This window comes from Neorhizobium lilium (assembly GCF_004053875.1).
GTDB lineage: Bacteria > Pseudomonadota > Alphaproteobacteria > Rhizobiales > Rhizobiaceae > Neorhizobium > Neorhizobium lilii.
Map to the genome: position 1 here is coordinate 674735 of NZ_SBIP01000002.1, position 23182 is coordinate 697916.

General features: G+C 61.3%; 24 protein-coding genes. 12 read left to right on the forward strand and 12 right to left on the reverse strand.

What is annotated here, in order from left to right; translation table 11 throughout:
- Positions 1–63 precede the first annotated feature (63 nt).
- From EPK99_RS09410 to EPK99_RS09430, 5 genes are all read right to left on the reverse strand, one after another.
- Entirely contained in the window at positions 64–462 is a 399-nt protein-coding gene (locus EPK99_RS09410; protein ID WP_128442771.1) for an NADH:ubiquinone oxidoreductase subunit NDUFA12, read from the reverse strand.
- A 103-nt stretch (positions 463–565) separates the two neighbouring features.
- Positions 566–1027, reverse strand: a complete 462-nt coding sequence (locus EPK99_RS09415; RefSeq protein WP_128442772.1) for a GNAT family N-acetyltransferase — start codon at positions 1025–1027, stop codon at positions 566–568.
- Between the two features lie 11 nt (positions 1028–1038).
- A complete protein-coding gene (locus EPK99_RS09420) occupies positions 1039–1545 on the reverse strand; it encodes a GNAT family N-acetyltransferase (protein ID WP_128442773.1) in 507 nt (168 codons plus the stop codon).
- Positions 1546–1550: 5 nt separating this feature from the next.
- Positions 1551–3056, reverse strand: coding sequence for an Asp-tRNA(Asn)/Glu-tRNA(Gln) amidotransferase subunit GatB (gene gatB / locus EPK99_RS09425; protein WP_128442774.1), 1506 nt, complete (start codon positions 3054–3056; stop codon positions 1551–1553).
- 88 nt (positions 3057–3144) lie between these two features.
- Positions 3145–3654 (reverse strand): GNAT family N-acetyltransferase, encoded by a 510-nt coding sequence (locus EPK99_RS09430; RefSeq protein ID WP_128442775.1) that lies wholly within the window; start codon positions 3652–3654, stop codon positions 3145–3147.
- Between the two features lie 148 nt (positions 3655–3802).
- Here EPK99_RS09430 and EPK99_RS09435 point away from each other — a divergent pair, with 148 nt between their 5' ends.
- Both EPK99_RS09435 and EPK99_RS09440 read left to right on the forward strand, forming a co-directional pair.
- Positions 3803–3988: a hypothetical protein gene (locus tag EPK99_RS09435; protein ID WP_128442776.1), complete on the forward strand. Its 186-nt coding sequence runs from the start codon at positions 3803–3805 to the stop codon at positions 3986–3988.
- Positions 3972–4265 (forward strand): type II toxin-antitoxin system RelE/ParE family toxin, encoded by a 294-nt coding sequence (locus EPK99_RS09440; RefSeq protein ID WP_245582381.1) that lies wholly within the window; start codon positions 3972–3974, stop codon positions 4263–4265. The genes EPK99_RS09435 and EPK99_RS09440 overlap by 17 nt, the downstream gene beginning before the upstream one ends.
- A 30-nt stretch (positions 4266–4295) precedes the next feature.
- Here EPK99_RS09440 and gatA read toward each other — a convergent pair whose 3' ends face one another.
- The 3 genes from gatA to EPK99_RS09455 form a co-directional block, all read right to left on the reverse strand.
- The gene (gatA, locus tag EPK99_RS09445) at positions 4296–5777 is read right to left on the reverse strand and encodes an Asp-tRNA(Asn)/Glu-tRNA(Gln) amidotransferase subunit GatA (protein WP_128442777.1); all 1482 of its coding nucleotides are present in this window, start codon (positions 5775–5777) and stop codon (positions 4296–4298) included.
- Positions 5778–5830: 53 nt separating this feature from the next.
- Positions 5831–6118 (reverse strand): Asp-tRNA(Asn)/Glu-tRNA(Gln) amidotransferase subunit GatC, encoded by a 288-nt coding sequence (gene gatC / locus EPK99_RS09450; protein ID WP_128442778.1) that lies wholly within the window; start codon positions 6116–6118, stop codon positions 5831–5833.
- Between the two features lie 105 nt (positions 6119–6223).
- Positions 6224–6934 carry a metal-dependent hydrolase gene (locus EPK99_RS09455; protein WP_128442779.1) on the reverse strand — a complete coding sequence of 237 codons (711 nt, stop codon included), beginning with the start codon at positions 6932–6934 and terminating at the stop codon, positions 6224–6226.
- Between the two features lie 107 nt (positions 6935–7041).
- On the opposite strand from EPK99_RS09455, the gene ruvX reads away from it, so the two are divergent.
- A complete protein-coding gene (gene ruvX / locus EPK99_RS09460) occupies positions 7042–7536 on the forward strand; it encodes a Holliday junction resolvase RuvX (protein ID WP_128442780.1) in 495 nt (164 codons plus the stop codon).
- Here ruvX and EPK99_RS09465 read toward each other — a convergent pair.
- The 3 genes from EPK99_RS09465 to EPK99_RS09470 all read right to left on the reverse strand — a co-directional run bounded on the left by EPK99_RS09465 (position 7512) and on the right by EPK99_RS09470 (position 8750).
- On the reverse strand, positions 7512–7805 hold the full coding sequence (locus EPK99_RS09465; protein ID WP_128442781.1) for a DUF6105 family protein: 294 nt from the start codon (positions 7803–7805) through the stop codon (positions 7512–7514). The two genes, ruvX and EPK99_RS09465, sit on opposite strands and share 25 nt — an antisense overlap.
- Positions 7802–7972: a hypothetical protein gene (locus EPK99_RS25285; RefSeq protein ID WP_164901742.1), complete on the reverse strand. Its 171-nt coding sequence runs from the start codon at positions 7970–7972 to the stop codon at positions 7802–7804. Before EPK99_RS25285 ends, EPK99_RS09465 begins: the two co-directional genes overlap by 4 nt.
- 133 nt (positions 7973–8105) lie before the next feature.
- Entirely contained in the window at positions 8106–8750 is a 645-nt protein-coding gene (locus EPK99_RS09470) for a TetR/AcrR family transcriptional regulator (RefSeq protein ID WP_128442782.1), read from the reverse strand.
- A 170-nt stretch (positions 8751–8920) separates the two neighbouring features.
- Between EPK99_RS09470 and EPK99_RS09475 the strand changes: the two genes are divergently transcribed.
- Positions 8921–9856, forward strand: coding sequence for an AEC family transporter (locus EPK99_RS09475; RefSeq protein WP_128442783.1), 936 nt, complete (start codon positions 8921–8923; stop codon positions 9854–9856).
- Here the strand turns inward: EPK99_RS09475 and EPK99_RS09480 are convergent.
- Complete coding sequence (locus tag EPK99_RS09480) at positions 9838–11490, reverse strand: acyl-CoA dehydrogenase family protein (protein ID WP_128442784.1); 1653 nt, start codon at positions 11488–11490, stop codon at positions 9838–9840. The genes EPK99_RS09475 and EPK99_RS09480 overlap by 19 nt on opposite strands.
- A 193-nt stretch (positions 11491–11683) precedes the next feature.
- Here EPK99_RS09480 and EPK99_RS09485 point away from each other — a divergent pair, with 193 nt between their 5' ends.
- The 8 genes from EPK99_RS09485 to EPK99_RS09525 all read left to right on the forward strand — a co-directional run bounded on the left by EPK99_RS09485 (position 11684) and on the right by EPK99_RS09525 (position 23126).
- Entirely contained in the window at positions 11684–12625 is a 942-nt protein-coding gene (locus EPK99_RS09485) for an aspartate carbamoyltransferase catalytic subunit (RefSeq protein ID WP_128442785.1), read from the forward strand.
- Positions 12622–13938, forward strand: coding sequence for a dihydroorotase (locus EPK99_RS09490; RefSeq protein ID WP_128442786.1), 1317 nt, complete (start codon positions 12622–12624; stop codon positions 13936–13938). Before EPK99_RS09485 ends, EPK99_RS09490 begins: the two co-directional genes overlap by 4 nt.
- Before the next feature lie 12 nt (positions 13939–13950).
- The gene (plsY, locus tag EPK99_RS09495; RefSeq protein WP_128442787.1) at positions 13951–14568 is read left to right on the forward strand and encodes a glycerol-3-phosphate 1-O-acyltransferase PlsY; all 618 of its coding nucleotides are present in this window, start codon (positions 13951–13953) and stop codon (positions 14566–14568) included.
- A 4-nt stretch (positions 14569–14572) separates the two neighbouring features.
- Positions 14573–15718, forward strand: coding sequence for a DNA-processing protein DprA (gene dprA, locus EPK99_RS09500; protein ID WP_128442788.1), 1146 nt, complete (start codon positions 14573–14575; stop codon positions 15716–15718).
- Between the two features lie 429 nt (positions 15719–16147).
- Entirely contained in the window at positions 16148–18838 is a 2691-nt protein-coding gene (gene topA / locus EPK99_RS09510; protein ID WP_128442790.1) for a type I DNA topoisomerase, read from the forward strand.
- The gene (gene rnr / locus EPK99_RS09515; protein WP_128442791.1) at positions 18835–21186 is read left to right on the forward strand and encodes a ribonuclease R; all 2352 of its coding nucleotides are present in this window, start codon (positions 18835–18837) and stop codon (positions 21184–21186) included. The genes topA and rnr overlap by 4 nt, the downstream gene beginning before the upstream one ends.
- Before the next feature lies 1 nt (position 21187).
- A complete protein-coding gene (locus tag EPK99_RS09520) occupies positions 21188–21640 on the forward strand; it encodes a DUF983 domain-containing protein (protein WP_128442792.1) in 453 nt (150 codons plus the stop codon).
- Between the two features lie 301 nt (positions 21641–21941).
- Positions 21942–23126: an MFS transporter gene (locus tag EPK99_RS09525; RefSeq protein ID WP_128442793.1), complete on the forward strand. Its 1185-nt coding sequence runs from the start codon at positions 21942–21944 to the stop codon at positions 23124–23126.
- The last annotated feature ends 56 nt before the right edge of the window (positions 23127–23182 follow it).

Here is a 23182-nt window from a genome sequence, read left to right on the forward strand (position 1 = left end):
CAGTCCCGTCTCGGCCGCATGCCCGCGCCGAGGACTAGATGTCGATTGTGGCCAAAGCAGGTATCAATTGCCGGGCGTCCAGGCATCATAGTCGCCGGTAACACGCGGACGTTCGCCAGCGCCCGCAAGGGAACCCTTCGGCCGATAAGCCTCCGATGTGCCGGTCAGGTTCGGCTTGTGAGGCTTTTGCCACTCGCGCGGCTTGTAGTCTTCCTGAGATGGCGGAACGTCCGTGCGGTAGTGCATCCAGCCGTGCCAGCCTGACGCGATCTTTGACGCTTCCGCATAATCCTTATAGATGACCCAGCGCTTCGGCTTGCCCCAGGAGGTCATCGGCCCTTCGTAATAGATATTGCCGAATTCGTCTTCGCCTACCCTCTTGCCGTGACGCCAGGTGAAGAACCGCGTGCCGAGCGTCTGGCCATTCCACCAGGTGAAAATCTGAAGCAGAAGCGTTTTCATGATATGTCCGTCGGCTTGGCAAAACAGGTTTGCCATTGAACTAGGTGCATCGGTTATGCCGCTTGCACTCCGCGATGTCCAGTGATTCCACCAGGCGTGGAGCTCATTTGAGTTTCATCTTGAAGCCGAAATGGCTCTTGGAAAAGCCCAGGCGCTCGTAGAAGCGATGGGCATCCACCCGCGCGCCGTTGGATGTCAGCTGGACCAGCCGGCAGTCGCGGCGCCGCGCCTCCTCGATCGCGTAGGCGATCATCCTGGCGCCGATTCCCTGACCCCGCATATCGGCGCGCGTCTGCACGGCCTCGATGATCATCGACAGAGATCCGCGGCCAGTCAGCGTGCGATTGAACAGGATCTGGAAGGTGCCGACGACCTCACCCTCCCGGTCGGCCACGAAAAGCTGCTCGTTGCCGGAAGCGTCGATCATGTGGAAGGCGCGGAGATAATCGTCAAAAGCGGAAGCCTCCGTCGTGTCCCCATGTCCGCCAATGCCGTCCTCGGCAAAGAGGGCGATCAGTTCGGGCAGATCTGCCTCGCGGGCGCGACGGATGACGATCTCGGCCATGAGGAAACCTCCTATTGCGTCGCCAGTTGCTTTTCCATGATCACTGCGGGGAGCCCCGAGTTTGGCGCTCCCCACTCTTCCATGCGATCGACTTCGACGAAGCCGAGACGCTGATAGAAGGACATGGCGCGCACATTGGGAAGGGCTACCTCTACCCGCATGATTTCCGCATCCGGAAAGCAGGTTTCCAGTTCGGCAAATATATCTCGCCCGATGCCTTCGTTCTGGCAGGATGGCTTGACGTAGAGCTGATGCAGCATCGCCGTCTTCACCATCTTGGGATACATGGCCGCATAACCGATGCCGCCGATCTCCCGCCCGCTATCGGCGACGAGGAATTCGCCCTCGCGCTTTAGGATGCGGGAGCGGATGGCTGCCGGCGAATGCCAGGCTCCAACCAATCGCCCCACGTGCTCCGCTCCGTAGAACGGATCATAGGTATTGTGGAACGTCTCCGCGAGCAGCACGCGTATCTTTTCGACGTCAGCTTCTCCGGCGGTGCGGACGAAGTAGACCATCAGGCCTATTCCTCTTCGATGCCGAGCTTTGCCTTGACCAGCGCCTGCACGGCCTGCGGGTTGGCCTTGCCGCCAGTGGACTTCATGACCTGGCCGACGAACCAGCCGGCCAGTGTCGGCTTTGCCTTCACCTTGGCGACCTGGTCGGGATTGGCGGCGATGATCTCGTCCACGGCCTTTTCGATCGCGCCGGTATCGGTGACTTGGCGCATGCCGCGCGCTTCCACGATCTCGGCCGGATCTCCGCCTTCGGCAAGCACGATCTCGAACAGATCCTTGGCGATCTTTCCGGAGATGGTTTCGGCCTTGATGAGGTCGATGATCGCTCCAAGCTGGGCGGGAGAAACCGTTGTCTCTTCAATAGATTCGCCGGTTCTGTTCAAGGCGCCCAGCAAGTCGTTGATAATCCAGTTCGCCGCCATCTTGCCGTCGCGCCCTGCGGCCACAGCTTCGAAGTAATCCGCGATCGCCTTTTCCGATACGAGCACGGACGCATCGTAGATAGACAGGCCGAGCTCGCTGACAAAACGAGCCTTCTTGTCGTCCGGCAATTCCGGCAGGTCCTTCGCGAGCTCAGCGACGAAAGCATCGTCGAATTCGAGCGGCAGCAGATCCGGGTCAGGGAAATAGCGATAGTCATGCGCATCTTCCTTGGAGCGCATGGAGCGCGTCTCGCCCTTGCCCGGATCGAACAGGCGAGTTTCCTGATCGATCGAGCCGCCGTCTTCGAGAATGCCGATCTGGCGGCGCGCCTCGTATTCGATGGCCTGGCCGATGAAACGAATGGAGTTCACGTTCTTGATCTCGCAGCGGGTTCCGAAATCTCCGCCAGGACGACGCACCGATACGTTGACGTCGGCGCGCATGGAGCCTTCGTCCATATTGCCATCGCAGGTTCCGAGATAGCGCACGATGGAACGCAGCTTGGTCATGTAGGCCTTGGCTTCGTCGGATGAGCGCATGTCCGGCTTGGAAACGATTTCCATCAGCGCCACGCCGGAACGGTTCAGGTCCACATAGGACATGGTCGGATGCTGGTCGTGCATGGACTTGCCGGCGTCCTGCTCCAGATGCAGGCGCTCGATGCCGATCTCGATATCCTCGAACTGGCCCTGGCGGTCCGGCCCAAGCGATATGACAATCGTACCTTCGCCGACGATCGGATCCTTGAACTGCGAAATCTGGTAGCCCTGCGGCAGGTCCGGGTAGAAGTAGTTCTTGCGGTCGAACAACGAGCGCTTGTTGATCTGCGCCTTGAGGCCGAGACCGGTACGGACCGCCTGCTTCACGCATTCCTCGTTGATCACGGGCAGCATGCCGGGCATGGCGGCATCGACCAGCGAGACGTTCGAATTGGCGGGCTTGCCGAACTCGGTGGAAGCGCCGGAAAATAGCTTGGAATTAGACAGGACCTGAGCATGCACTTCCATGCCGATGATCACTTCCCAATCACCGGTGGCACCGGGAATGAAGCGTTTCGGATCAGGCGTACGGACGTCGACTAGGGTCATCGGATGCTCTTGAGATGGTCTGTTCAGGTCGTTTCGAGGTAGAGCAAATGGCGCGGCGGCGCAAGCTTAACCGATGGGTTTGGGGTGTTCAGAAGCTTGGCCCATAGGTCTCCGGCACGTCCGGCACGAGACGTTTGTATAGCCCCACGGACTGCACATCGCGATCGATCTTGGGAGAATAGGCAATGGACAGCCAGTTGATGGCGTAGCCGTGTTTTTCGAAGAAGCCAATCGCTTCGAGATTATGCGCATGGGTTTCCACCCGCGCCTCCTCCAGCCCCTGCTTGACGATTTCCGCCTCGACTTCAGCCAGCAGCGCACCGCCAAGCCCCTGCCCCTGATATTGCGGATCGATCCAGAAGTCGGAAATCAGTTCGTCGAGCTTTTCGCGCGCCGCCCATCCGGCGAGAGCCCCGCGCTCCTCGACGGTACTGATAGTCAGCCAATCCTTCCGAGCGAAGTTGCGGAACGCCTCCCAGGCGCTCTCGCTCATATCGGTCATCTCGCCGATGGAGATCATCGCCTTTTCCCAGGCGCGAAATCCTATCTCGGCCAGGAGCTCCGCTTCGTCTTCACGCGCATTCCGGATTGTGGCCATGATGTCCCCTATATCGGGGATAGTAGAGCATCGGGTGACGGATTTGGCCAGAGGCAAGGAAAAGGGGCGCAGCGGATCAAGATTCGTGGGTCGATGTCGATGGTTCTAGAGGCTTGGCTTGATTGCGCGTTCAGGTTATCATGCGCCCATGAGCGATCTTAAGGAAAAACTGACCCTCGAAGAGCTTGTTTCACCCTCATCCTCCGCGCCTGCGGATGAGGGCTATGAAGCTTGGAAGATCGCCAAGATCAGAACCGCCCTGGAAGAGTCGAAAGATCGCTCGTGTGTGATCCCGCTGGACGACGTCTGGAAGCGGTTTGGCTTTGAACGTTAACTTCGCACCGCAAGCCTTTGCGGATCTTGTTGAAATTCACAGCCATATTTCTGAAGCCAGCCCGCGCACTGCGGATCGGGTGATATCCCGCATCCGCCAAGTCATCGAAATCTTCCAGAATTTCCCCCTGATCGGGCGCCCCGGCAGTCTGGAAGACACGCGCGAGTTTGCCGTTTCGGGGCTCCCCTACACGATCGTCTACCGCATCGTGTCAGTGACAGACCTCGATGTCTTGACGATAATCCATCAGCGAAAGCTGTATCCGCCCCGGTCCTAGGTTGGATTGGAGCAATAGGCGCTAAGCTCCCTACCACCACTTCGTCGGCGTGAACCTGCCCGCCGCCTGTTCGATGACATAAGCAGTGCGGAACAGCGTCTCTTCCTCGAAAGGCTTGCCAATCAGCTGCAGCCCGAGCGGCAGGCCCTTGGCATCGAGGCCGGCGGGAACGGCAATGCCCGGCAATCCGGCCATGTTGACCGTGACCGTGAAAATGTCGTTGAGATACATCTTCACTGGATCCGCTGCGAGGTCCTCGTCGGCGATACCGAAGGCCGAGGATGGCGTCGCCGGCGTCAGGATCGCATCGACGCCGTCATGGAAGACAATCTCGAAGTCGCGCTTGATCAGCGTGCGGACCTTCTGGGCTTGCAGGTAATAGGCATCGTAATAACCGGCCGACAGAACATAAGTGCCGATCATGATGCGGCGCTTGACCTCGGTGCCGAAGCCGGCAGCGCGGGTCTTCTCGTACATGTCGACGATGTCCTTGCCATCGACGCGCAGGCCATAGCGAACGCCATCGTAGCGGGCGAGGTTGGACGAGGCTTCGGCGGGCGCCACGATGTAATAGGCCGGCAGAGCGTATTTCGTGTGCGGCAGGCTGATATCGACGATTTCGGCGCCGGCATCTTTCAGCCACTGAATACCCTGCTGCCAGAGCTTTTCGATTTCATCTGGCATGCCTTCGACCCGATATTCCTTGGGAATGCCGATCTTCATGCCCTTCAGCGACTGACCGAGTGCGGCTTCGTAATCCGGCACCGGCAGATCGACCGAGGTCGTATCCTTTGCATCCACCGACGCCATCGACTTCAGCATGATCGCCGCATCGCGCACATCGCGGGCGATCGGACCGGCCTGGTCGAGCGACGAGGCGAAGGCGACGGTGCCCCAGCGCGAGCAGCGGCCATAGGTGGGCTTGATCCCGACCGTGCCCGTGAAGGCCGCCGGCTGGCGGATGGACCCCCCCGTATCTGTCGCGGTCGCACCGGCGCACAGATGCGCGGCGACGGCAGAGGCCGAACCGCCGGACGAGCCGCCAGGCACGAGCTGCTGGTTCGAACCCTCGGCTTTCCAGGGGTTGATCACAGGACCGTAAAAGGACGTCTCGTTGGAGGAGCCCATGGCGAACTCGTCCATGTTGAGCTTGCCCAGCATGACGGCGCCATCATCCCAGAGGTTCTGGGTAACGGTCGATTCGTATTTCGGCTCGAACCCGTCCAAGATGTGCGAGCAGGCCTGGGTGTGGACGTCCTGGGTAGCAAACAGGTCCTTGATGCCCAGCGGAATGCCCTCCAGTGCGCCGACCTTGCCGGCTGCGCGGCGCTCGTCGGAGGCCCTGGCCATGGCGATCGCCTTTTCCGGCGTCACCTTCACATAGGCGTTTAACACGGCGTTGGCCGCGTCGATCGTATCCAGATAGGCCTGGGTCAGTTCGACGGATGTAAATTCCTTGGCCTTCAGCTTTTCGCGGGCTTCGGCAATGGTGAGGCTGGTAAGTTCGGTCATGGGCTCTTCAAATCATTCGAATGGAGGAAAGGCGGAGGAAGCGCTGGACGCGCTTATTCGACGACCTTCGGCACCAGAAAGAAATTACGGTCTGTAAGGGGCGCATTGGCGACGATGTCTGCCGCCTTGTCGCCGTCGGTCACAGCATCTGTGCGCTCGCGCATTATCATGGGCGTAACCGACGTCATCGGCTCGACACCGCTGACATCCACCTCGGAAAGCTGCTCCACAAAGCCGAGTATGCCGTTCAGCTCACCCACCATGCGGTTGGCTTCGTCCTCGGTGACCGCGATGCGGGCGAGGCGCGCGACGCGCTTGACGGTGGCGAGATCGACGGACATGGCATGACTCCGGGCAAGAATTTCTCCTCCGCTATAATCGCCGCATCCGCCCTTCGCAACAGGCAGCATACCCATTTGCCGGGCATGCCGCCTGTTCAGCTTGGATCAGTAGCTCAGGCTGCCGCCGGGTTGCGGTGTTTCGACCCTTGAGCGGCTGCCTTCCATGCCCTTCACGAACTTGTCCGGCGTCTGGTCGATGATCGGGAACGTGCCGTAATGGCAGGGAATCGTGTGCTTGAAGTCGAAGAAGCGCTGGCAAGCCAGGGCCGCCACGGCGCCGCCCATGGTGAAGCGGTCGCCGATCGGCACGATGCCGATATCCGGCTGATGCAGTTCGTTGATCAGGCCCATGTCGGTGAAGATGTCGGTATCGCCCATATGGAGCACCGACATTTCGTCCTCGAAATGTATCATCAGGCCGTTCGCGCTCCCCAGCGAATGGGCGACACCCATCTCGTCCACCTGACCTGAAGAATGCAGAGCCTGCGTAAAGGTGGCGGTGAAGCCGTCAAACGAGACCGTTCCGCCGGTATTGCCCATTTCGAGCTTCTCGACGCCTTTGGTGCCGAGCCAGGAGGCAAGGTCCGCATTGGCAAGCACGACGGCGCCCTTTTCCTTGGCGATCGCAACCGTGTCGCCGACATGGTCGCCATGGCCATGGGTCAACAGGATATGCGTGATGCCGTCGGTCACATCCTTGATGTCGAGGCCAGCGCCGGCGAAGCTCGCGTTATGGGTAAGGAATGGATCGATCAGGATTTTTGCCTTGGCCGTTTCGATGCGAAAAGCGGCGTGGCCGAGCCAGGTGATCTTCATGGAAGTCTCTTTCGATTGGTGATGCAAAACCCGATGGGGATGCTAAAGACGAACTTGCGCCAGGCGAAGGCCGGCGAGCACACTCTAGCCAAGCAGATGTATCCCGAATGACAGTCCTGACAATAGAGGAGCTTGCGAACACGCTCCAAACCGGCCAGGCCATTGCCGGTTTGGACCTCGGCACCAAGACGATAGGGATTTCCATGTCGGATCTCGGACGGCGCTTTGCATCTCCTCGCCCCGTCATCAAGCGGGTGAAGTTCGGCAAGGACGCCGAAACCCTACTCGCCATAGCCGCACGGGAGAAAGTGGCGGCCTTCGTGATCGGCCTGCCGGTGAACATGGATGGGTCGTCGGGTCCGCGCGTCCAGGCGACGCGCGCCTTCGTCCGCTCCATGAGCGAGAAGACGGATATTCCCTTCGTCTATTGGGACGAGCGTCTTTCGACCGTTGCTGCCGAACGTGCGCTTCTGGAGATGGACGTGTCGCGGGCCAAGCGTGCCGAGCGCATCGATTCGGCAGCCGCGAGCTTCATCCTGCAAGGTGCGCTAGACCGACTAACGGCGATAGCACGGTCTCAGGACGGCGACCCCGATACCTGACGGCGACGCCACCAGGCGCTGATTTCCCTGCGCTTGCGGAACAGCACGATGCCCAGGACCACCATGCTGTCGAAGGCAATGGCGCGGGCGACAAGCGGCGGAAGGATCTCCGGCGGTACGCCGAGAATATTTCCGTAGATCTCGAATACAAGGTCATGCGTCTGGCGGGTCAGCATGAAAAAGCCGAAGCTCATGTCGTAGTACGAAAGTCCGTACCAGCTTATCAACAGCGCGACAGGACCGGCCCATAAGATCAGGAACCACTTCATGCGGTCTCCCCCTCTGCCTGGAATGGAAGGATATCCATCTCGACCAGCAGCTTCGACAGAGCCATCAGGCTGAGAACGACCGCCGGAATGCTGATGTCCAGAGCCAGAACGGCAAAGATCGTCGTCATGACGATCAGCAATGTATGGTCTCTGATTATGGTTCCCATAGCGAGCCCGAGGGTCCAGTCTTTGGTTAACAAAGCGTTAAGCCAGACCTTAGACCTCAATGGATTTGCCGCAACCGAAAGCCCCCGACATGGTTAATTCGGCCAACGCCTGTGGATAAGCCAAACGACGGTGTCAGCCGTAGATGGCGCGTACCAGACGGCGAACGGCGGCCGCAACCTTGTCCCAGTCCTTGCCCGTCTTCAGCGGAACGCCGGCAAATTGTCCACTGGCAGCAGCCGAAATCACAAGGTGCTGGATAGCGGCGAACAGCAAGGCATTCATGATTGCCGCATCCACACCCTTAGGAGGTGCGAGCGAGCCGCGCATCTTCTCCAGCCACTTGGCAAGGGCCTTGGTTCTCGCCTCCGATAGGCGACGAACCTGCGGCGTTTCCTTGGATACTTCCCAGGCAATGATCTTGCAGACGAGTGGGTCGTCCTGCAGCGCCTCCATGAAAAGAATCGCCAGACGCTCCATGAGATCGCCATAGGTCAGCAGAAAGGCACCGCCCGAATCCTGCGGGATCCGGTCCTTCACCCAATTTCCAAGGTCCGCCCCGATCGCGTCGAGCAGACCGTCGAGGCCGCCGAAATAGCGGTAGATGAGTTGCTTGTCGCACCCTGCACGGCGGGCAACGGCATTGATGCCAAAGCCCTGGAAACCCTGCTCGGCCAAAAGATCGCGCGCTGCCAGAAAGATCGACTGTTCGGTGCTGGCGCGATTGCGGGGCTTTGCTGCAAGGCTTTGCGTAGCCGTAAGCTCTTCTAACTGCAGCATCCGTGCGACCGTCGTTAAGGAATTGTTAACGCAGCGATAGTCTGCCACCACTTCGACCGCAACAACCTTGCTGCGCCATGCACAGGATAGAGTAATGATATTGCTTTCACCTCTTCTTCCGTGCAGAACTGCCGGGCGGGGAAGCACATAGAAACAGCTCGATTGCCCTCATGCTCGTCATCTTCGAAAGCATTCTTCCCGTCTTTCTGCTCGTCCTGCTCGGCATCGGCCTCAAGCGCACGTCGTTGATCAACGGCAGCTTCTGGGACGGCATGGAACAATGCAGTTATTACGTGCTCTTCCCGGCGCTCCTCTTCCAGACCATGGCGAGGGCTGACTTCTCCGATACGATTGCCGTGACGGTCAGCATGATTGCCATCATCTCCTTCCTTGCCATGTCGCTTCTGGTCCTGGCCTGCTGGCCCATGCTGAAGCGGATCGGCATGCCGCCACCCACCTATACCTCGCTCTACCAGACGGCGACGCGTTGGAACGGTTTTATGGCTCTTGCGATCGCATCGAGAACAGGGGGCGACCATGGGCTGATGGTGGTCGGGATGGTGATGGCGGCGGTCGTTGTCCCGGTGAATGCCGGTAGTATTGCGGTACTGGCCTGGTTCACCGCCGGCAACCGCAGCTACAGGGCGCTGGCCATCCGCATTGTCAGCAATCCGATGATTATCTCGACACTCGCAGGCATCGCCATAAACCTCGCGCATGTCCCCATCTACCAGCCGATCTTCGATACGATCGGCATGCTTGCCGCCGCTTCGCTCAGCCTCGGCCTCATCACCGTCGGCGCGGGACTGCGTATTGCCGATGCACTGAAGCCGAGTTCAGGCGTCATCGCCGCAGTCGTGCTCAAGCTGGCGGTCTTCCCCTTGCTGGCGATCGGCGTCGGCATGGGCCTCGGCTTGACAGGCACCAATCTTGCGCTGCTGGCGCTGAGCGCCGCCGTCCCGACCGCGATGAACGGCTATGTGCTGGCCAAGCAGATGGGCGGCGACGCCGAATTCTATGCGGCGGCAGCCACGGTGCAGACGGCGCTTGCCTTCTTCACCATACCTGTCGCCATGAGCTTTGCCCGTTACGTGACCGGCGGATAAAGAAGGTCGACGATATAGCGGGCGTCGAATCGGACATCGATCATGCCGTAGGTCGAGCGCCAGCCGCCGGCCAGCCGCGTCTCGAGGAACGCGTCGGCGATCTTGCCAGCCCCGAGACGGAACAGTTCGGCGGCACCGGCAGCGAGCGCCAACTGCTCGACCAGCAGTCTTGCGCCGCCTTCGTCGCTCTCGCAGAGCGCCATGGCAGCCCGCAGCACTTCTACCGTCTTCTTGCCCGATGGTCCGAGATCGCGCTCGAAACCCGCCAGCACCATGTCGAACAGATCGCGACCGCGCGACAGCACGCGCAGCACGTCGAGCGCCATGACATTGCCCGAGCCTTCCCATATCGCGTTGACCGGAGCCTCGCGGTAGTGACGGGCGATCGGCCGTTCCTCGATATAGCCGTTGCCGCCGATGCACTCCATCGCCTCGTAGATGAGAGCCGGGGCGATCTTGCAGTTCCAGTATTTGACGACGGGCGTCATGACGCGGGCGAAGGCCGCATCTGCAGGGCTAGATCCGGCGCGGTCAAAGGCGTCGGCCAGGCGGAAGGCGAGTGCGGTGGCCGCAGCCACATCGAGCGCCATGTCGGCCAGCACGCGTGTCATCAGCGGCTGGTCGATCAGTTTCTTGCCGAAGACGCTGCGTCCACGCGTGTGGTGCACGGCCTCGGCCAGCGAGGCGCGCATCATCCCCGCCGAGGCAAGCGCACAATCGAGCCGCGTCAGCGTGACCATGTCGAGGATGGTCCGCACGCCCGCACCCGATTCGCCAAGTAAGTAGCCGAAGGCATCGGTAAATTCGACCTCGGACGAGGCATTGGAGCGGTTGCCCAGCTTGTCCTTGAGACGCTGGAACTGCAGCCCGTTGGCAGAGCCATCCTCCAGAAGTCTCGGCACCAGGAAGCAGCCGATCCCCTCATTAGTCTTGGCCAGCATGACGAAGCCGTCGCTCATCGGCGCCGACATGAACCATTTGTGGCCTGACAGCCGGTAAATCCCCTCGCCGACGCGATCGGCCGTGGTGCGATTGGCGCGCACATCCGTGCCGCCCTGCTTCTCCGTCATGCCCATGCCAAGCGTGACGGCATGCTTCTGAAGCGCCGGCCGGTTGCTGGAATCGTATTTGCGCGACAGGATCTTCGGCGCCCATTCCTTGTGGACGCGGGGCGAGGCCATCAGGGCAGCCACGGAAGCACTGGTCATGGTCAAGGGGCAGAGATGGCCGCATTCGAGCTGCGCGGTGAGGTAGAACCTGGTCGCACGCGCCTTGTGCGCCCGGCCCTTTGTTTCCGGGGTGTTCTCCCAAACCGAGGAATGCAGCCCCGTCTGCATGGAGCGGCGCATCAGCGCGTGCCAGGCGGGATGGAACTCTACTACGTCGAGACGCTCGCCGCGGGGACCATGGGTCTTGAGCTTTGGCGGATTCTCGTTCGCCATCCGCGCCAGTTCCTGCGCTTCCGGCGAGGTCACGTAATTGCCGAGCTGGTCGTATTCCTCGCGAACGCTGCGGTGCAACTCGCCCGTCAGGTCCACAATGAGGGGATCGGAGCGGTAAGCGTTGATGCCGGACCAGGGGCTCGGCTGGTTCAGATCGGCGAATTTCTCTTCGTCACGGGACATGTCGTTCATGAAGCACATCTAACCGAACTTGCCGAGCGTGGGAACGGCGCCAATTGAGGAATATGGCTTTCTCAACAAATGCCCCGTTGCCCCTGCGACACCCTTAAGAAGATATCGACAACCACCGCTAAGCACCCGTCTGCGCTTGCGGCTGCGGGCTCCAGACCTTATAGACCGCCGAACGCAAGCGGAGGCACCGTCCATGGTCTTCTTCCCTCACCGCCACCTCCTCGGCATCAAGGGTCTTACCGAACAGGATATCACCTATCTTCTGGACAAGGCCGACGAGGCCGTGAAGATTTCCCGGCAGCGGGAAAAGAAGACCTCGACGCTTCGAGGCCTTACCCAGATCAATCTTTTCTTCGAAGCATCCACCCGCACCCAGGCTTCCTTCGAGCTTGCCGGCAAACGCCTCGGCGCCGATGTCATGAACATGTCTGTCGGCAACTCTTCTGTAAAGAAGGGCGAGACGCTGATCGATACGGCCATGACGCTGAACGCCATGCGGCCGGACGTGCTGGTGCTGCGACACTCCTCCGCCGGTGCGGCAGCGCTTCTGGCGCAGAAGGTCGCCTGCTCCGTGGTCAATGCGGGCGACGGCCAGCATGAACACCCGACCCAGGCGCTGCTCGACGCGCTGACCATCCGCCGCGCCAAGGGCAAGCTGTCGCGGATCATCGTCGCCATCTGCGGCGACGTTCTCCATTCGCGCGTCGCCCGCTCCAACATCCTGCTGCTCAACGCCATGGGTGCACGGGTTCGTGTCGTGGCACCTTCGACGCTGCTTCCATCCGGCATCCGCGACATGAGCGTCGAAGTCTTCCACTCGATGGAGGAAGGCTTGAAGGACGCCGATGTCGTCATGATGCTGCGGCTGCAGCGGGAGCGCATGGCAGGCGCCTTCGTGCCGTCGGTGCGCGAATATTTCCACTTCTTCGGTCTTGATGCGGAAAAGCTGAAGGCCGCGAAAGAAGATGCTCTTGTCATGCACCCCGGGCCGATGAACCGTGGCGTCGAGATCGCCTCGGAAGTGGCCGATGGCCCGCAAAGCGTGATCGAACAACAGGTCGAAATGGGGGTGGCTGTGCGCATGGCCGTGATGGAGACGCTGCTCGTCTCGCAGAACCAGGGAGAGCGTGCATGAGCCCCGCTACCCCGAACCCCGCCCTCCCGACCACAACGGTCTTGAAAAACGTCCGGATCATCGACCCCTCGCGGCGCCTCGACGAAACCGGCACGATCATCATCGGAGAAGACGGCCGCATCCTGGCAGCCGGCAGCGACGCGCAGAACCAAGGCGTGCCAGACGGCGCGACGGTGCGCGACTGCCGGGGTCTGGTGGCGACGCCTGGCCTGGTGGATGCCCGTGTCTATCTCGGCGAGCCGGGGGCCGAACACCGCGAAACGATCGAATCGGCCAGCCGTGCCGCAGCCGCCGGCGGCATCACCTCTTTCATCATGATGCCGGACACGGATCCGGTCCTCGACGACATCGCTCTTGTGGAATTCGTTCAGAAGACCGCCCGCGACAAGGCCGTGGTCAACGTGCATCCGGCAGCAGCCCTGACAAAGGGGCTCGCCGGCATTGAGATGACCGAGATCGGGCTGCTGCAACGCTCCGGCGCCGTCGCCTTCACCAACGGCCGCCACGGTCTCAACGATACGCTGCTGCTTCGCCGCGCCATGACCTATGCCCGGGAATTCGATGCGGTCATATCGCTTGAGTTGCGGGAGAAATACCTCGGCAACGGCGTGATGAACGAGGGCCTGTTCGCCAGCTGGCTCGGCCTCTCCGGCGTGCCCAAGGAAGCGGAGATCATCCCGCTCGAACGCGACCTCCGGATCGCCGGCCTGACCCGCGCCAAATATCATGCCGCCAAGATTTCCGTCGCCGAATCCGCAGAGGCCATTCGGGTCGCCCGCGCCCGCGGCGTAAACGCCACCTGCGGCGTATCCATCAACCACCTGTCGCTCAACGAGAACGATATCGGCGAATACCGCACCTTCTTCAAACTTTCCCCGCCGCTGCGTTCGGAAGATGATCGGGTTGCCATGGCCGATGCGGTCGCCGACGGGACGATCGACATCATCGTCTCCTCGCACGACCCGCAGGATGTCGATACCAAGCGCCTGCCCTTTGGGGATGCCGAGGATGGGGCGATCGGTCTGGAGACAATGCTGGCAGCAGCGCTCCGGCTCCATCACGACAGCCGGGTGCCGTTGATGCGCCTGATCGATGCCATGTCAACGCGGCCGGCACACGTCTTCGGGCTCGATGCCGGGACGCTCAAGCCGGGCGCCAAAGCCGATATTACGCTGATCGACCTCGATGAGCCTTGGATCGTCGCCAAGGATATGCTTCTCTCGCGCTCGAAGAACACGCCTTTCGAGGATGCGCGTTTTTCCGGCCGCGCCGTGGCCACCTATGTCGGCGGCCGCTGCGTCTATTCGCTTTGAGGGGGATCGAAAGTGAATGAATTGTTGAATTGGCAGATCACTCTGCCGATCGCGATTGCTGCGCTGGTGTTCGGCTATCTTCTCGGCTCCATTCCTTTCGGCCTGCTCCTGACCAAGGCAGCGGGGCTGGGTGACATAAGGTCGATCGGCTCGGGCAATATCGGCGCGACCAACGTATTGCGTACCGGCAACAAGAAGCTCGCCGCCGCAACCCTTCTGCTCGACGCGCTGAAGGCGGCTGCGGCAGTATTGATTGCCTGGTACGTCCTTGGCATGGAAGCAGGGCTTATTGCCGGGTTCGCCGCCTTCATGGGTCACCTCTTCCCGGTCTGGCTTGGTTTCAAGGGCGGCAAGGGAGTTGCCACCTATATCGGCATGCTTCTCGGGGTCGCGCCTTGGATGGTGCTGGTCTTCGCTACTGTATGGCTGTTGGTCGCCAAGCTCAGCAAATACTCGTCCCTGTCCGCACTGGTTGCAACGCTTGTCATTCCGGTTGTGCTATGGTTCATAAACGAGCCGAAGATTGCGGCCGTGATGGCAGTCATGACGGTCATCTCCTGGCTGAAGCACAAAACCAATATCGAACGGCTGATTGCAGGAACGGAAAGCAGGATCGGGCAGAAGGACTGAAGACATGCCGGACGGCAGCGCAGGGCGAACGGGAATTGCGCTGACGGAACGGCAGAGGATCGCCTGGCTTCGGCTGATCCGTTCGGACAATGTCGGCCCAGCCACCTTCCGCGACCTAATCAACCACTGCGGCTCGGCCGAAAATGCGCTTGCCATGCTTCCCGAGCTTTCTCTCCGCGGCGGTGCGACCCGCTCCATCCGCGTTGCCAGTACGGGCGATGCCGAGCGGGAACTGGAAATAGCCTACCGGCACGGGGCGCGCTTCCTCGGTATTGGCGAACCCGACTACCCGCCGGCCCTGCGCCAGATCGACGGCGCTCCGCCGCTCATTGCCGTAAAGGGAAACCTCGCCACGGCCACCCGCCCCTCGATCGGCATTGTCGGCTCGCGCAACGCCTCCATTTCTGGCGCCAAATTTGCGGCGATGATTGCCCACGATGGCGGCCGCGCCGGATATACGATTACTTCCGGCCTTGCCCGTGGGATCGACACTGCCGCGCATCGCGCCAGTCTCCAGACGGGCACGATTGCCGTGCTGGCAGGCGGGCTGGACCAGCCCTATCCTCCGGAAAACATATCCCTGCTTGACGAAATCACTGAGGGCGCCGGCCTGGCCGTCAGCGAAATGCCCTTCGGCTGGGAACCTCGCGCCCGCGACTTCCCCCGCCGCAACCGGCTGATTGCCGGCATCTCGCTCGGCGTCGTCGTCGTGGAAGCGGCCGAGAGATCGGGCTCGCTGATCACGGCCCGAATGGCGGGCGATTTCGGCCGGCTGGTGTTTGCCGTTCCAGGCTCCCCGCTCGACCCGCGCTGTCATGGGACGAACGGCCTGCTCAAGCAGGGCGCCATCGTGACCACTGGTTCTCAGGACGTGCTCGACGGGCTGGCGCCGCTGTCGCAGCTCGATCTTTTTGGCGGGACGGTGGTCGAGGAGCCGGAATGGACAGGCGGCGGCATGCTGCCGCCCGACGATGACGACCGAAGCATCGTCGTCTCGGCACTTGGACCAACCCCGGTAGAAGTGGACGATATCATCCGCCATACCGGGCTGGCCGCATCAGCGGTTTATCTTGTCTTGCTGGAACTGGATCTGGCCGGACGCTTACACCGGCATGTTGGCGGGCTTGTTTCCATCGCGATGGAATACTGAACGCGGGCGAAGCCCCGCCTGCACATCCCCCGCCTCCACATAAGCCATCTCGATGAGATAGCACAGCATGTCGGCCCCCTCGCCTAGCGCAACCTGCCGAAGCTCTCCGAGCATCTGTCTAATATAAGATATGCTTTCCTGCTGACTGTCCTCACGCCTGCTCTGAGTTTGACTTAAGGAGACCATAATGCGTTCCCATAGAAAGAGGTTGGTAGTCCAATTTATTTCACTTTAAACCGACAGGCGGACGATAACCTTTTTATTTATGATTGCAACCTTTCGCATTAAATCCTTGGGTTGTATCGCGTTGTGCCGCCTAAATTGCGATGGGCTCTTGACCGCGGGCGAAACGGCCTCCATGTCGAGAGGCCAAGATTTCTGCTCCAGTACCCGTACTTGAGAGCAAGCCTCTATCCCCAGAGAAGCAAAATGAATGTTGTCGTTGTAGAATCTCCAGCCAAAGCCAAGACGATCAATAAGTATCTTGGCCCAGGCTATAAGGTTCTCGCCTCTTTCGGCCACGTGCGCGATCTTCCTGCAAAGGACGGGTCCGTGCTTCCCGACCAGGATTTCGAAATGTCCTGGGAGGTCGATCCCGCGTCGCAGAAACGCATGAAGGAAATCGCAGATGCGGTGAAGAACTCCGACGGTCTCTTCCTGGCGACCGACCCTGATCGCGAGGGTGAAGCGATTTCCTGGCACGTGCTCGACCTTCTGAAAAAGAAGCGCGTCATCGGTGAAAAGCCCGTCAAGCGTGTCGTCTTCAACGCCATCACCAAAAAGGCGGTGCTGGACGCCATGGCGAACCCGCGCGACATCGACGTGCCGCTGGTAGACGCCTATCTTGCGCGCCGTGCACTCGATTATCTGGTCGGCTTCAACCTGTCCCCGGTTCTGTGGCGCAAGCTTCCCGGTGCCCGTTCGGCCGGCCGCGTCCAGTCTGTCGCGCTGCGACTCGTTTGCGACCGGGAAAACGAAATCGAGCGCTTCGTCTCGGAAGAATACTGGAACCTTTCCGCCCTGCTGCGCACGCCGCGTGGCGACGAGTTCGAAGCACGCCTGGTGTCCGCCGACGGCAAGCGGCTGCAGAACCGTGGCATCAAGACAGGCGACGACGCGCACCGTCTGAAGGCTCTGCTGGAAGGCTCTACCTATACGGTGGACACGGTCGAGGCAAAGCCGGTCAAGCGCAATCCAGGCCCGCCCTTCACTACCTCGACCCTGCAACAGGCGGCATCCTCCAACCTCGGCTTCAATGCCTCCCGCACCATGCAGGTTGCTCAGAGGCTCTATGAAGGCGTCGATATCGGCGGTGAGACCGTCGGCCTCATTACCTATATGCGTACCGACGGCGTCCAGATGGCGCCCGAAGCCGTTGAGGCGGCCCGACTTGCCATCGTCGATCAGTTCGGCGACCGCTATCTACCGGAAAAGCCCCGCTTCTATTCCACCAAGGCGAAGAACGCGCAGGAGGCTCACGAAGCCATCCGCCCGACCGACTTCAATCGCACGCCGGATCAGGTGCGCCGTTACGTCGATGCCGATCAGGCCCGTCTCTATGAACTCGTCTGGAAGCGCGGCATCGCCAGCCAGATGGCATCCGCCGAAATGGAGCGGACCACGGTCGAGATCATCGCCGACAATGGCGGCGAGAAGGCCGGGCTGCGCGCCGTCGGCACTGTCGTTCGCTTCGACGGCTTCCTCGGCGCCTACGTGGACAACCGTGAAGACGCAGAGAAGTCGGAGGACGACGAGGACGATGGCCGCCTGCCGCCGATCAACGCGCGTGAAAAACTCGACAAGCGCAAGATTGACGCGAGCCAGCACTTCACCGAACCGCCGCCGCGTTACTCGGAAGCCTCGCTGATCAAGAAGATGGAAGAGCTGGGCATCGGCCGTCCCTCCACCTATGCCGCGACGCTGAAGACGCTCGGTGACCGCGAATATGTGACCATGGACAAGCGCAAGCTGATCCCGCAGGCCAAGGGCCGTCTGGTCACCGCCTTTCTGGAAAGCTTCTTCACCAAATATGTCGAGTATGATTTCACTGCCGACCTTGAGGAAAAGCTCGACAAGATCTCCGCCGGCGAACTCGACTGGAAGCAGGTGCTGCGCGAATTCTGGAAGGACTTCTTCGCGCAGATCGAGGACACCAAGGAACTGCGCGTTACAAACGTGCTGGATGCGCTGAACGAGGCCCTTGCACCGCTGGTCTTCCCCAAGCGCGAGGACGGCAGCGATCCCCGCATCTGCCAAGTCTGCGGCACCGGCAACCTGTCGCTGAAGCTCGGCAAATACGGCGCCTTCGTCGGCTGCTCGAACTATCCCGAATGCAACTTCACCCGCCAGCTTTCCTCGGAAGGCGGCGCAGAAGCGGATGCATCCGGCCTCAGCGAACCGAAGGCACTCGGCGAGGACCCCCATACGGGTGAACCGCTGACGCTGCGTTCGGGCCGCTTCGGGCCTTATGTCCAGCGGGGCGATGGCAAGGAGGCCAAACGCTCCTCGCTGCCGAAAAGCTGGAAGCCGGAAGACATCGACTATGAAAAAGCGCTGGCGCTGATCGGCCTTCCGCGCGACGTGGGCAAGCATCCGGAATCGGCCAAGATGATTTCCGCAGGCCTCGGCCGTTATGGACCTTTCCTGCTGCATGACGGAACCTATGCCAATCTGGAAACTGTCGAAGACGTGTTTTCCATCGGCCTCAATCGCGCCGTCACCGTGCTTGCGGAAAAGCAGAGCAAGATGGCAGCAGGGGGTGGCCGAGGCCGGGGAACGCCGGCGGCCCTCAAGGAACTCGGCGATCATCCCGATGGCGGTTCGATCACCGTACGCGATGGCAAATACGGCCCCTACGTCAATTGGGGCAAGATCAACGCGACCCTGCCCAAGGGGCTCGATCCGCAGTCGGTGACCATGGAACAGGCCATGGCCTTCATCATCGAAAAAGGCGGCAAGGCGGCACCGGCCAAGGCAAAGCCGAAGAAGGCTGCCGCCAAGTCCGATGCCGACACGGCCAAAAGCCCTGCCAAGGCCAAGGCCGCCACCAAGGCGAAGACGGCCGCCAAGAAGGCTCCGGTCAAGAAGGCTGCACCCAAGGCGAAGAAGACGGGCACGTGAACGAACCGCAAGACAGATCCAACCGCCAGCAGAAGCGTGCCGAAAGAGGGGAGCGCGCAGGTGAAAAGCCGGTGATCATCCAGGGCGTCGTGCCTCCGCGCGATACCTTGCTCGAGTTCATTTCCGCCAATCCGGACAAGGGCTCCAAGCGCGAGATCGCCAAGGCCTTCGGGTTGAAGGGCGAGGCGCGAGTCGAGCTGAAGGATCTCCTGCGGGTTCTGGAGGAGGAAGGTCTTCTTACCAAGAACCGCAAGTCGCTGGCCCGCCCGGGCGCCCTGCCTCCGGTTACCGTTCTCGACATCACCACGCGCGACAAGGACGGCGAACTGATCGGTCGTCCGGCGGAATGGCCGGAAGATCAGGGCGTGGCGCCTGCCGTCCTGATCCGTCAGTCGTCGGATAATCGCGGCAAGGGCAAGACGCCCGCGGCTGGCCTCAACGACCGCATCCTGGCAAAAATCTTTCCGAACAAGGACCGCACAGGCCCAGCCTATACGGCGCGCGTCATCAAGGTCATCGACAAGCGGCGCGGTGCGTCGCTCGGCGTCGTGCAGCAGCTAGCCGATGGCGAGATGCGGCTAATGCCCGTCGAGCGCCGCGGCGAGGAAATGGTGATCGAACCCGATGGCATGGGCGATGCCAAGGTCGGCGACCTCGTGGAGGCGGAAACCGTCCGCACCGGGCGCTTTGGCCTGCCCCGCGCCCGCGTTCTGTCTGTCGTCGGTTCCGTCGCCTCGGAAAAGGCGATCTCCATGATTGCCATCTACGCGCACGGCATCCCCCACATCTTCCCCAAGCCCGTGCTCGACGAGTCCGAAGCGGCGCGCGCGGCAACCATGGCGCACCGCGAAGACTGGCGACACGTGCCGCTGGTCACCATCGATCCGGCCGACGCGAAGGATCACGACGATGCGGTCTATGCGGAGCTTGACCCTTCGCCCGACAATCCGGATGGCGTCATCGTCACGGTCGCAATCGCCGATGTGGCCCTTTATATCCGCACCGGTTCCGCGCTCGACCGCGAGGCTCTGCGGCGCGGCAACTCCGTCTACTTTCCTGACCGCGTTGTGCCTATGCTGCCCGAGCGCATCTCCAACGATCTCTGCTCGCTGCGCGAAGGCGAGGATCGGCCGGCACTTGCCGTGCGCATGGTCTTCTCGAAAGAGGGCCGCAAGGCCAGCCACACCTTCCACCGGGTGATGATGAAGAGTGCGGCTAAGCTATCCTACCAACAGGCTCAGGCGGCGATCGACGGCAAGCCGGACGACAAGACAGGTCCGCTGCTCGACCCGATCCTGAAGCCGCTATGGCACGCCTACGCCATCCTGAAGCTCGGCCGCGAACGACGCCAGCCGCTCGAACTCGACATGCCGGAGCGCAAGATCCTGTTGAAGCCGGATGGTACGGTGGATCGCGTTTTCGTGCCGGAGCGTCTGGACGCCCACAAGCTCATCGAAGAGATGATGATCCAGGCCAATGTCTGCGCCGCCGAAACGCTGGAGAAGAAGCGTCAGCCGCTGGTCTACAGGGTGCACGACGCGCCTTCGCTCGCTAAGCAAGAGACGCTGCGGGAGTTTCTGGCCACGCTCGGCATCCCCATGGCCAAGGGCGGGCAGGTTCGCGCCAACTCGTTCAACGGCATCCTGGCCAAGGCGCAGGACACGGCGCATCAGGTTATGGTCAACGAGATGGTGCTGCGCTCCCAGAGCCAGGCCGTCTACAGTCCTGACAATATCGGCCATTTCGGCCTCAATCTGATGAAATACGCCCATTTCACCTCCCCCATCCGCCGTTATGCGGACCTGATCGTTCATCGTGCGCTGGTGGGATCGCTGGGGCTCGGAGACGGCGGCATCACCGCCGACGAGGAAGCGCAGCTCGACGATATCGCGGCCGAAATCTCCACCTTCGAACGCCGCGCCATGGCTGCAGAACGGGACACGGTCAACCGGCTGATCGCCCACCATCTCGGCGGCCGCATCGGCGAGGAGTTCAACGGTCGCGTCTCGGGCGTCACCAAGGCGGGACTTTTTGTCTCGCTGCCGACCTATGGCGCCGATGGCTTCATCCCTATATCGACGCTTGGCAACGACTATTTCATCTACGACGAGGCGCATCAGGCGCTGACGGGAGAGAAAAGCGGGCTCGGCTACCAGATCGGCGATACCGTCGAGGTCAAGTTGGTCGCAGCGGTGCCGCTGGCCGGCTCGTTGCAGTTTGCAATGCTGAGCGAAGGCAAGAAACTGCCGGCCGGGATGCGCTCCTTCCATAAGGCGGGGCGCCGCGACCGGTCCGGCGGCCGGGGGAAACCCGGCACACGACCGCCCCGCAGCGGTCGAGGGAGATAAGATGCGCGCAGAGCAGCAACAGCCAGTCAGCTTTGGCGGAAACCAGCAGGCCGAAAGGCCGATCGGGCGTTCGATCAAGCGAGGCTTGCTCGGACGTTGTCCCCATTGCGGCGATGGACTGCTTTTTTGGGCTTTCCTGAAGCCGGTCGATCAATGCGCGGTCTGCGGCGAGGATCTGCACCACCAGCGCGCCGACGACCTGCCCGCCTATATCGTGATCGTCATCGTCGGACACGTGCTGATGACGGGCTATCTGCTGACGGACATGGTCTTCCCAGCATCCTCATGGATCCACCTGGCGATCTGGGCGCCGCTTGCGGTGCTGGCGGCGCTTGTGACGATCCAACCCGTCAAGGGCGGTGTTATCGGGCTTCAATGGGCATGCCGCATGCACGGCTTCGGCGGACATGACGAAGATGCCGTCGATCCGGGGCGGGGTGGACCTGCCGAATGACTGCTATCCGTTCTAATACGGGGCCATCCGGCTTGGATGGGCACGCCTTTTTACATAGGCAGAACTGCCCTCGCGCCCAGCGTGTCGGACCTGACAGCACGGCTCCTGAACGCCAATGGCTTGACAGGCGGGCGCATAATGGTCTGAAACTCCCGCGCTTTACTGCTCCGGCGGTAGAGTGCCAGAGGTCAGGAGCCAGGACCAATACAGATGGATCGATTTCCCTTGCTCGAAGGCCTCCTGCCTTCTCGCGCGACGTGCCATCGACGCACCGTTCGCAGCCGACCGTAAGGATTGTTTGATGTCCCAGCCGACGCTCGATGCCCACGGGCATCCGGAAGAAATCCACTGGCCCTCGCTGTTTGCTGCCATTTCGGCCATCAGCGCGGTTGGGATCGCGATCGGTCTCGGCCTGCCACTACTCAGTATCATCCTTGAGAAACGCGGCATTTCTTCCACGCTGATCGGCCTGAATTCCGCCATGGCCGGGATAGCCGCCATGGCAGCGGCGCCGGTCACCACCAAGCTCGCTCACAAATTCGGCGTGGCGCCGACAATGCTCGCAGCCGTGTTCGTTTCGGCCTTCTCCGCCATGGGCTTCTACTATGCTACAGCCTTCTGGATGTGGTTTCCGCTCCGCGTGGTGTTCCATGGCGGCATCACCACGCTGTTCATCCTGTCCGAATTCTGGATCAATGCCGCAGCGCCTCCGCGTCGGCGAGGCCTGGTGCTTGGCATCTACGCCACGGTGCTATCCGTCGGCTTTGCCATAGGACCGCTGATCTTCTCGGTCATCGGCAGCGAAGGCATCCTGCCCTTCCTGGTAGGAGCGGCTGCCATTCTCGTCGCAGCCATTCCCATCTACATCGCACGAAACGAAAGCCCGGCGCTGGACGAGAAGCCGCAGAAGCACTTCCTGCGTTATGTATGGCTGGTTCCGACGGCAACCGTTGCCGTCTTCGTCTTTGGTGCGGTCGAGGCGGGCGGCCTTTCGCTGTTTCCCATTTATGCAAACCGCTCCGGCTTCACCGAGGCGCAGTCCGCCCTTCTCCTCACCGTCATGGGGATCGGCAACATGGCGTGCCAGATCCCTCTCGGTATCGTTTCCGACCGCCTGCGCGACCGGCGCCCGCTCCTGACTGCCATGGCCGTTACCGGCCTGATCGGCGCCCTCGCCATCCCCTTCCTGGTGGAGAGCTGGGCCCTGATGGCCGTGGTCCTGTTTTTCTGGGGTGGATGCGTGTCTGGTCTCTACACGGTAGGGCTTGCTCATCTTGGGTCGCGACTCAAGGGCTCGGACCTCGCGGCCGCAAATGCGGCTTTCGTTTTCTGCTATGCGGTAGGCACCGTAGCCGGTCCGCAAGGCATAGGCGCTGCCATCGACCTCACCGGAAATGACGGATTTGCCTGGGCACTGGCCAGCTTCTTCGGCCTTTACGTGCTGGTTTCCGTCTGCCGAGTGGTTTTTAACCCGAAACGCGGTTGACTTTTGGGCCGCGATTTGTAATTTCGCGCCAGATTTCGCCGTGGGCCCTTCCGCGT

What these genes read in the sequence shown, in the direction of transcription:
- EPK99_RS09410 (WP_128442771.1), bottom strand. Translation starts at nt 462, where the DNA reads ATGAAAACGCTTCTGCTTCAGATTTTCACCTGGTGGAATGGCCAGACG.
- EPK99_RS09415 (WP_128442772.1), bottom strand. Translation starts at nt 1,027, where the DNA reads ATGGCCGAGATCGTCATCCGTCGCGCCCGCGAGGCAGATCTGCCCGAA.
- EPK99_RS09420 (WP_128442773.1), bottom strand. Translation starts at nt 1,545, where the DNA reads ATGGTCTACTTCGTCCGCACCGCCGGAGAAGCTGACGTCGAAAAGATA.
- gatB (WP_128442774.1), bottom strand. Translation starts at nt 3,056, where the DNA reads ATGACCCTAGTCGACGTCCGTACGCCTGATCCGAAACGCTTCATTCCC.
- EPK99_RS09430 (WP_128442775.1), bottom strand. Translation starts at nt 3,654, where the DNA reads ATGGCCACAATCCGGAATGCGCGTGAAGACGAAGCGGAGCTCCTGGCC.
- EPK99_RS09435 (WP_128442776.1), top strand. Translation starts at nt 3,803, where the DNA reads ATGAGCGATCTTAAGGAAAAACTGACCCTCGAAGAGCTTGTTTCACCC.
- gatA (WP_128442777.1), bottom strand. Translation starts at nt 5,777, where the DNA reads ATGACCGAACTTACCAGCCTCACCATTGCCGAAGCCCGCGAAAAGCTG.
- gatC (WP_128442778.1), bottom strand. Translation starts at nt 6,118, where the DNA reads ATGTCCGTCGATCTCGCCACCGTCAAGCGCGTCGCGCGCCTCGCCCGC.
- EPK99_RS09455 (WP_128442779.1), bottom strand. Translation starts at nt 6,934, where the DNA reads ATGAAGATCACCTGGCTCGGCCACGCCGCTTTTCGCATCGAAACGGCC.
- ruvX (WP_128442780.1), top strand. Translation starts at nt 7,042, where the DNA reads ATGACAGTCCTGACAATAGAGGAGCTTGCGAACACGCTCCAAACCGGC.
- EPK99_RS09465 (WP_128442781.1), bottom strand. Translation starts at nt 7,805, where the DNA reads ATGAAGTGGTTCCTGATCTTATGGGCCGGTCCTGTCGCGCTGTTGATA.
- EPK99_RS25285 (WP_164901742.1), bottom strand. Translation starts at nt 7,972, where the DNA reads ATGGGAACCATAATCAGAGACCATACATTGCTGATCGTCATGACGACG.
- EPK99_RS09470 (WP_128442782.1), bottom strand. Translation starts at nt 8,750, where the DNA reads ATGCTGCAGTTAGAAGAGCTTACGGCTACGCAAAGCCTTGCAGCAAAG.
- EPK99_RS09475 (WP_128442783.1), top strand. Translation starts at nt 8,921, where the DNA reads ATGCTCGTCATCTTCGAAAGCATTCTTCCCGTCTTTCTGCTCGTCCTG.
- EPK99_RS09480 (WP_128442784.1), bottom strand. Translation starts at nt 11,490, where the DNA reads ATGAACGACATGTCCCGTGACGAAGAGAAATTCGCCGATCTGAACCAG.
- EPK99_RS09485 (WP_128442785.1), top strand. Translation starts at nt 11,684, where the DNA reads ATGGTCTTCTTCCCTCACCGCCACCTCCTCGGCATCAAGGGTCTTACC.
- EPK99_RS09490 (WP_128442786.1), top strand. Translation starts at nt 12,622, where the DNA reads ATGAGCCCCGCTACCCCGAACCCCGCCCTCCCGACCACAACGGTCTTG.
- dprA (WP_128442788.1), top strand. Translation starts at nt 14,573, where the DNA reads ATGCCGGACGGCAGCGCAGGGCGAACGGGAATTGCGCTGACGGAACGG.
- topA (WP_128442790.1), top strand. Translation starts at nt 16,148, where the DNA reads ATGAATGTTGTCGTTGTAGAATCTCCAGCCAAAGCCAAGACGATCAAT.
- EPK99_RS09520 (WP_128442792.1), top strand. Translation starts at nt 21,188, where the DNA reads ATGCGCGCAGAGCAGCAACAGCCAGTCAGCTTTGGCGGAAACCAGCAG.
- EPK99_RS09525 (WP_128442793.1), top strand. Translation starts at nt 21,942, where the DNA reads ATGTCCCAGCCGACGCTCGATGCCCACGGGCATCCGGAAGAAATCCAC.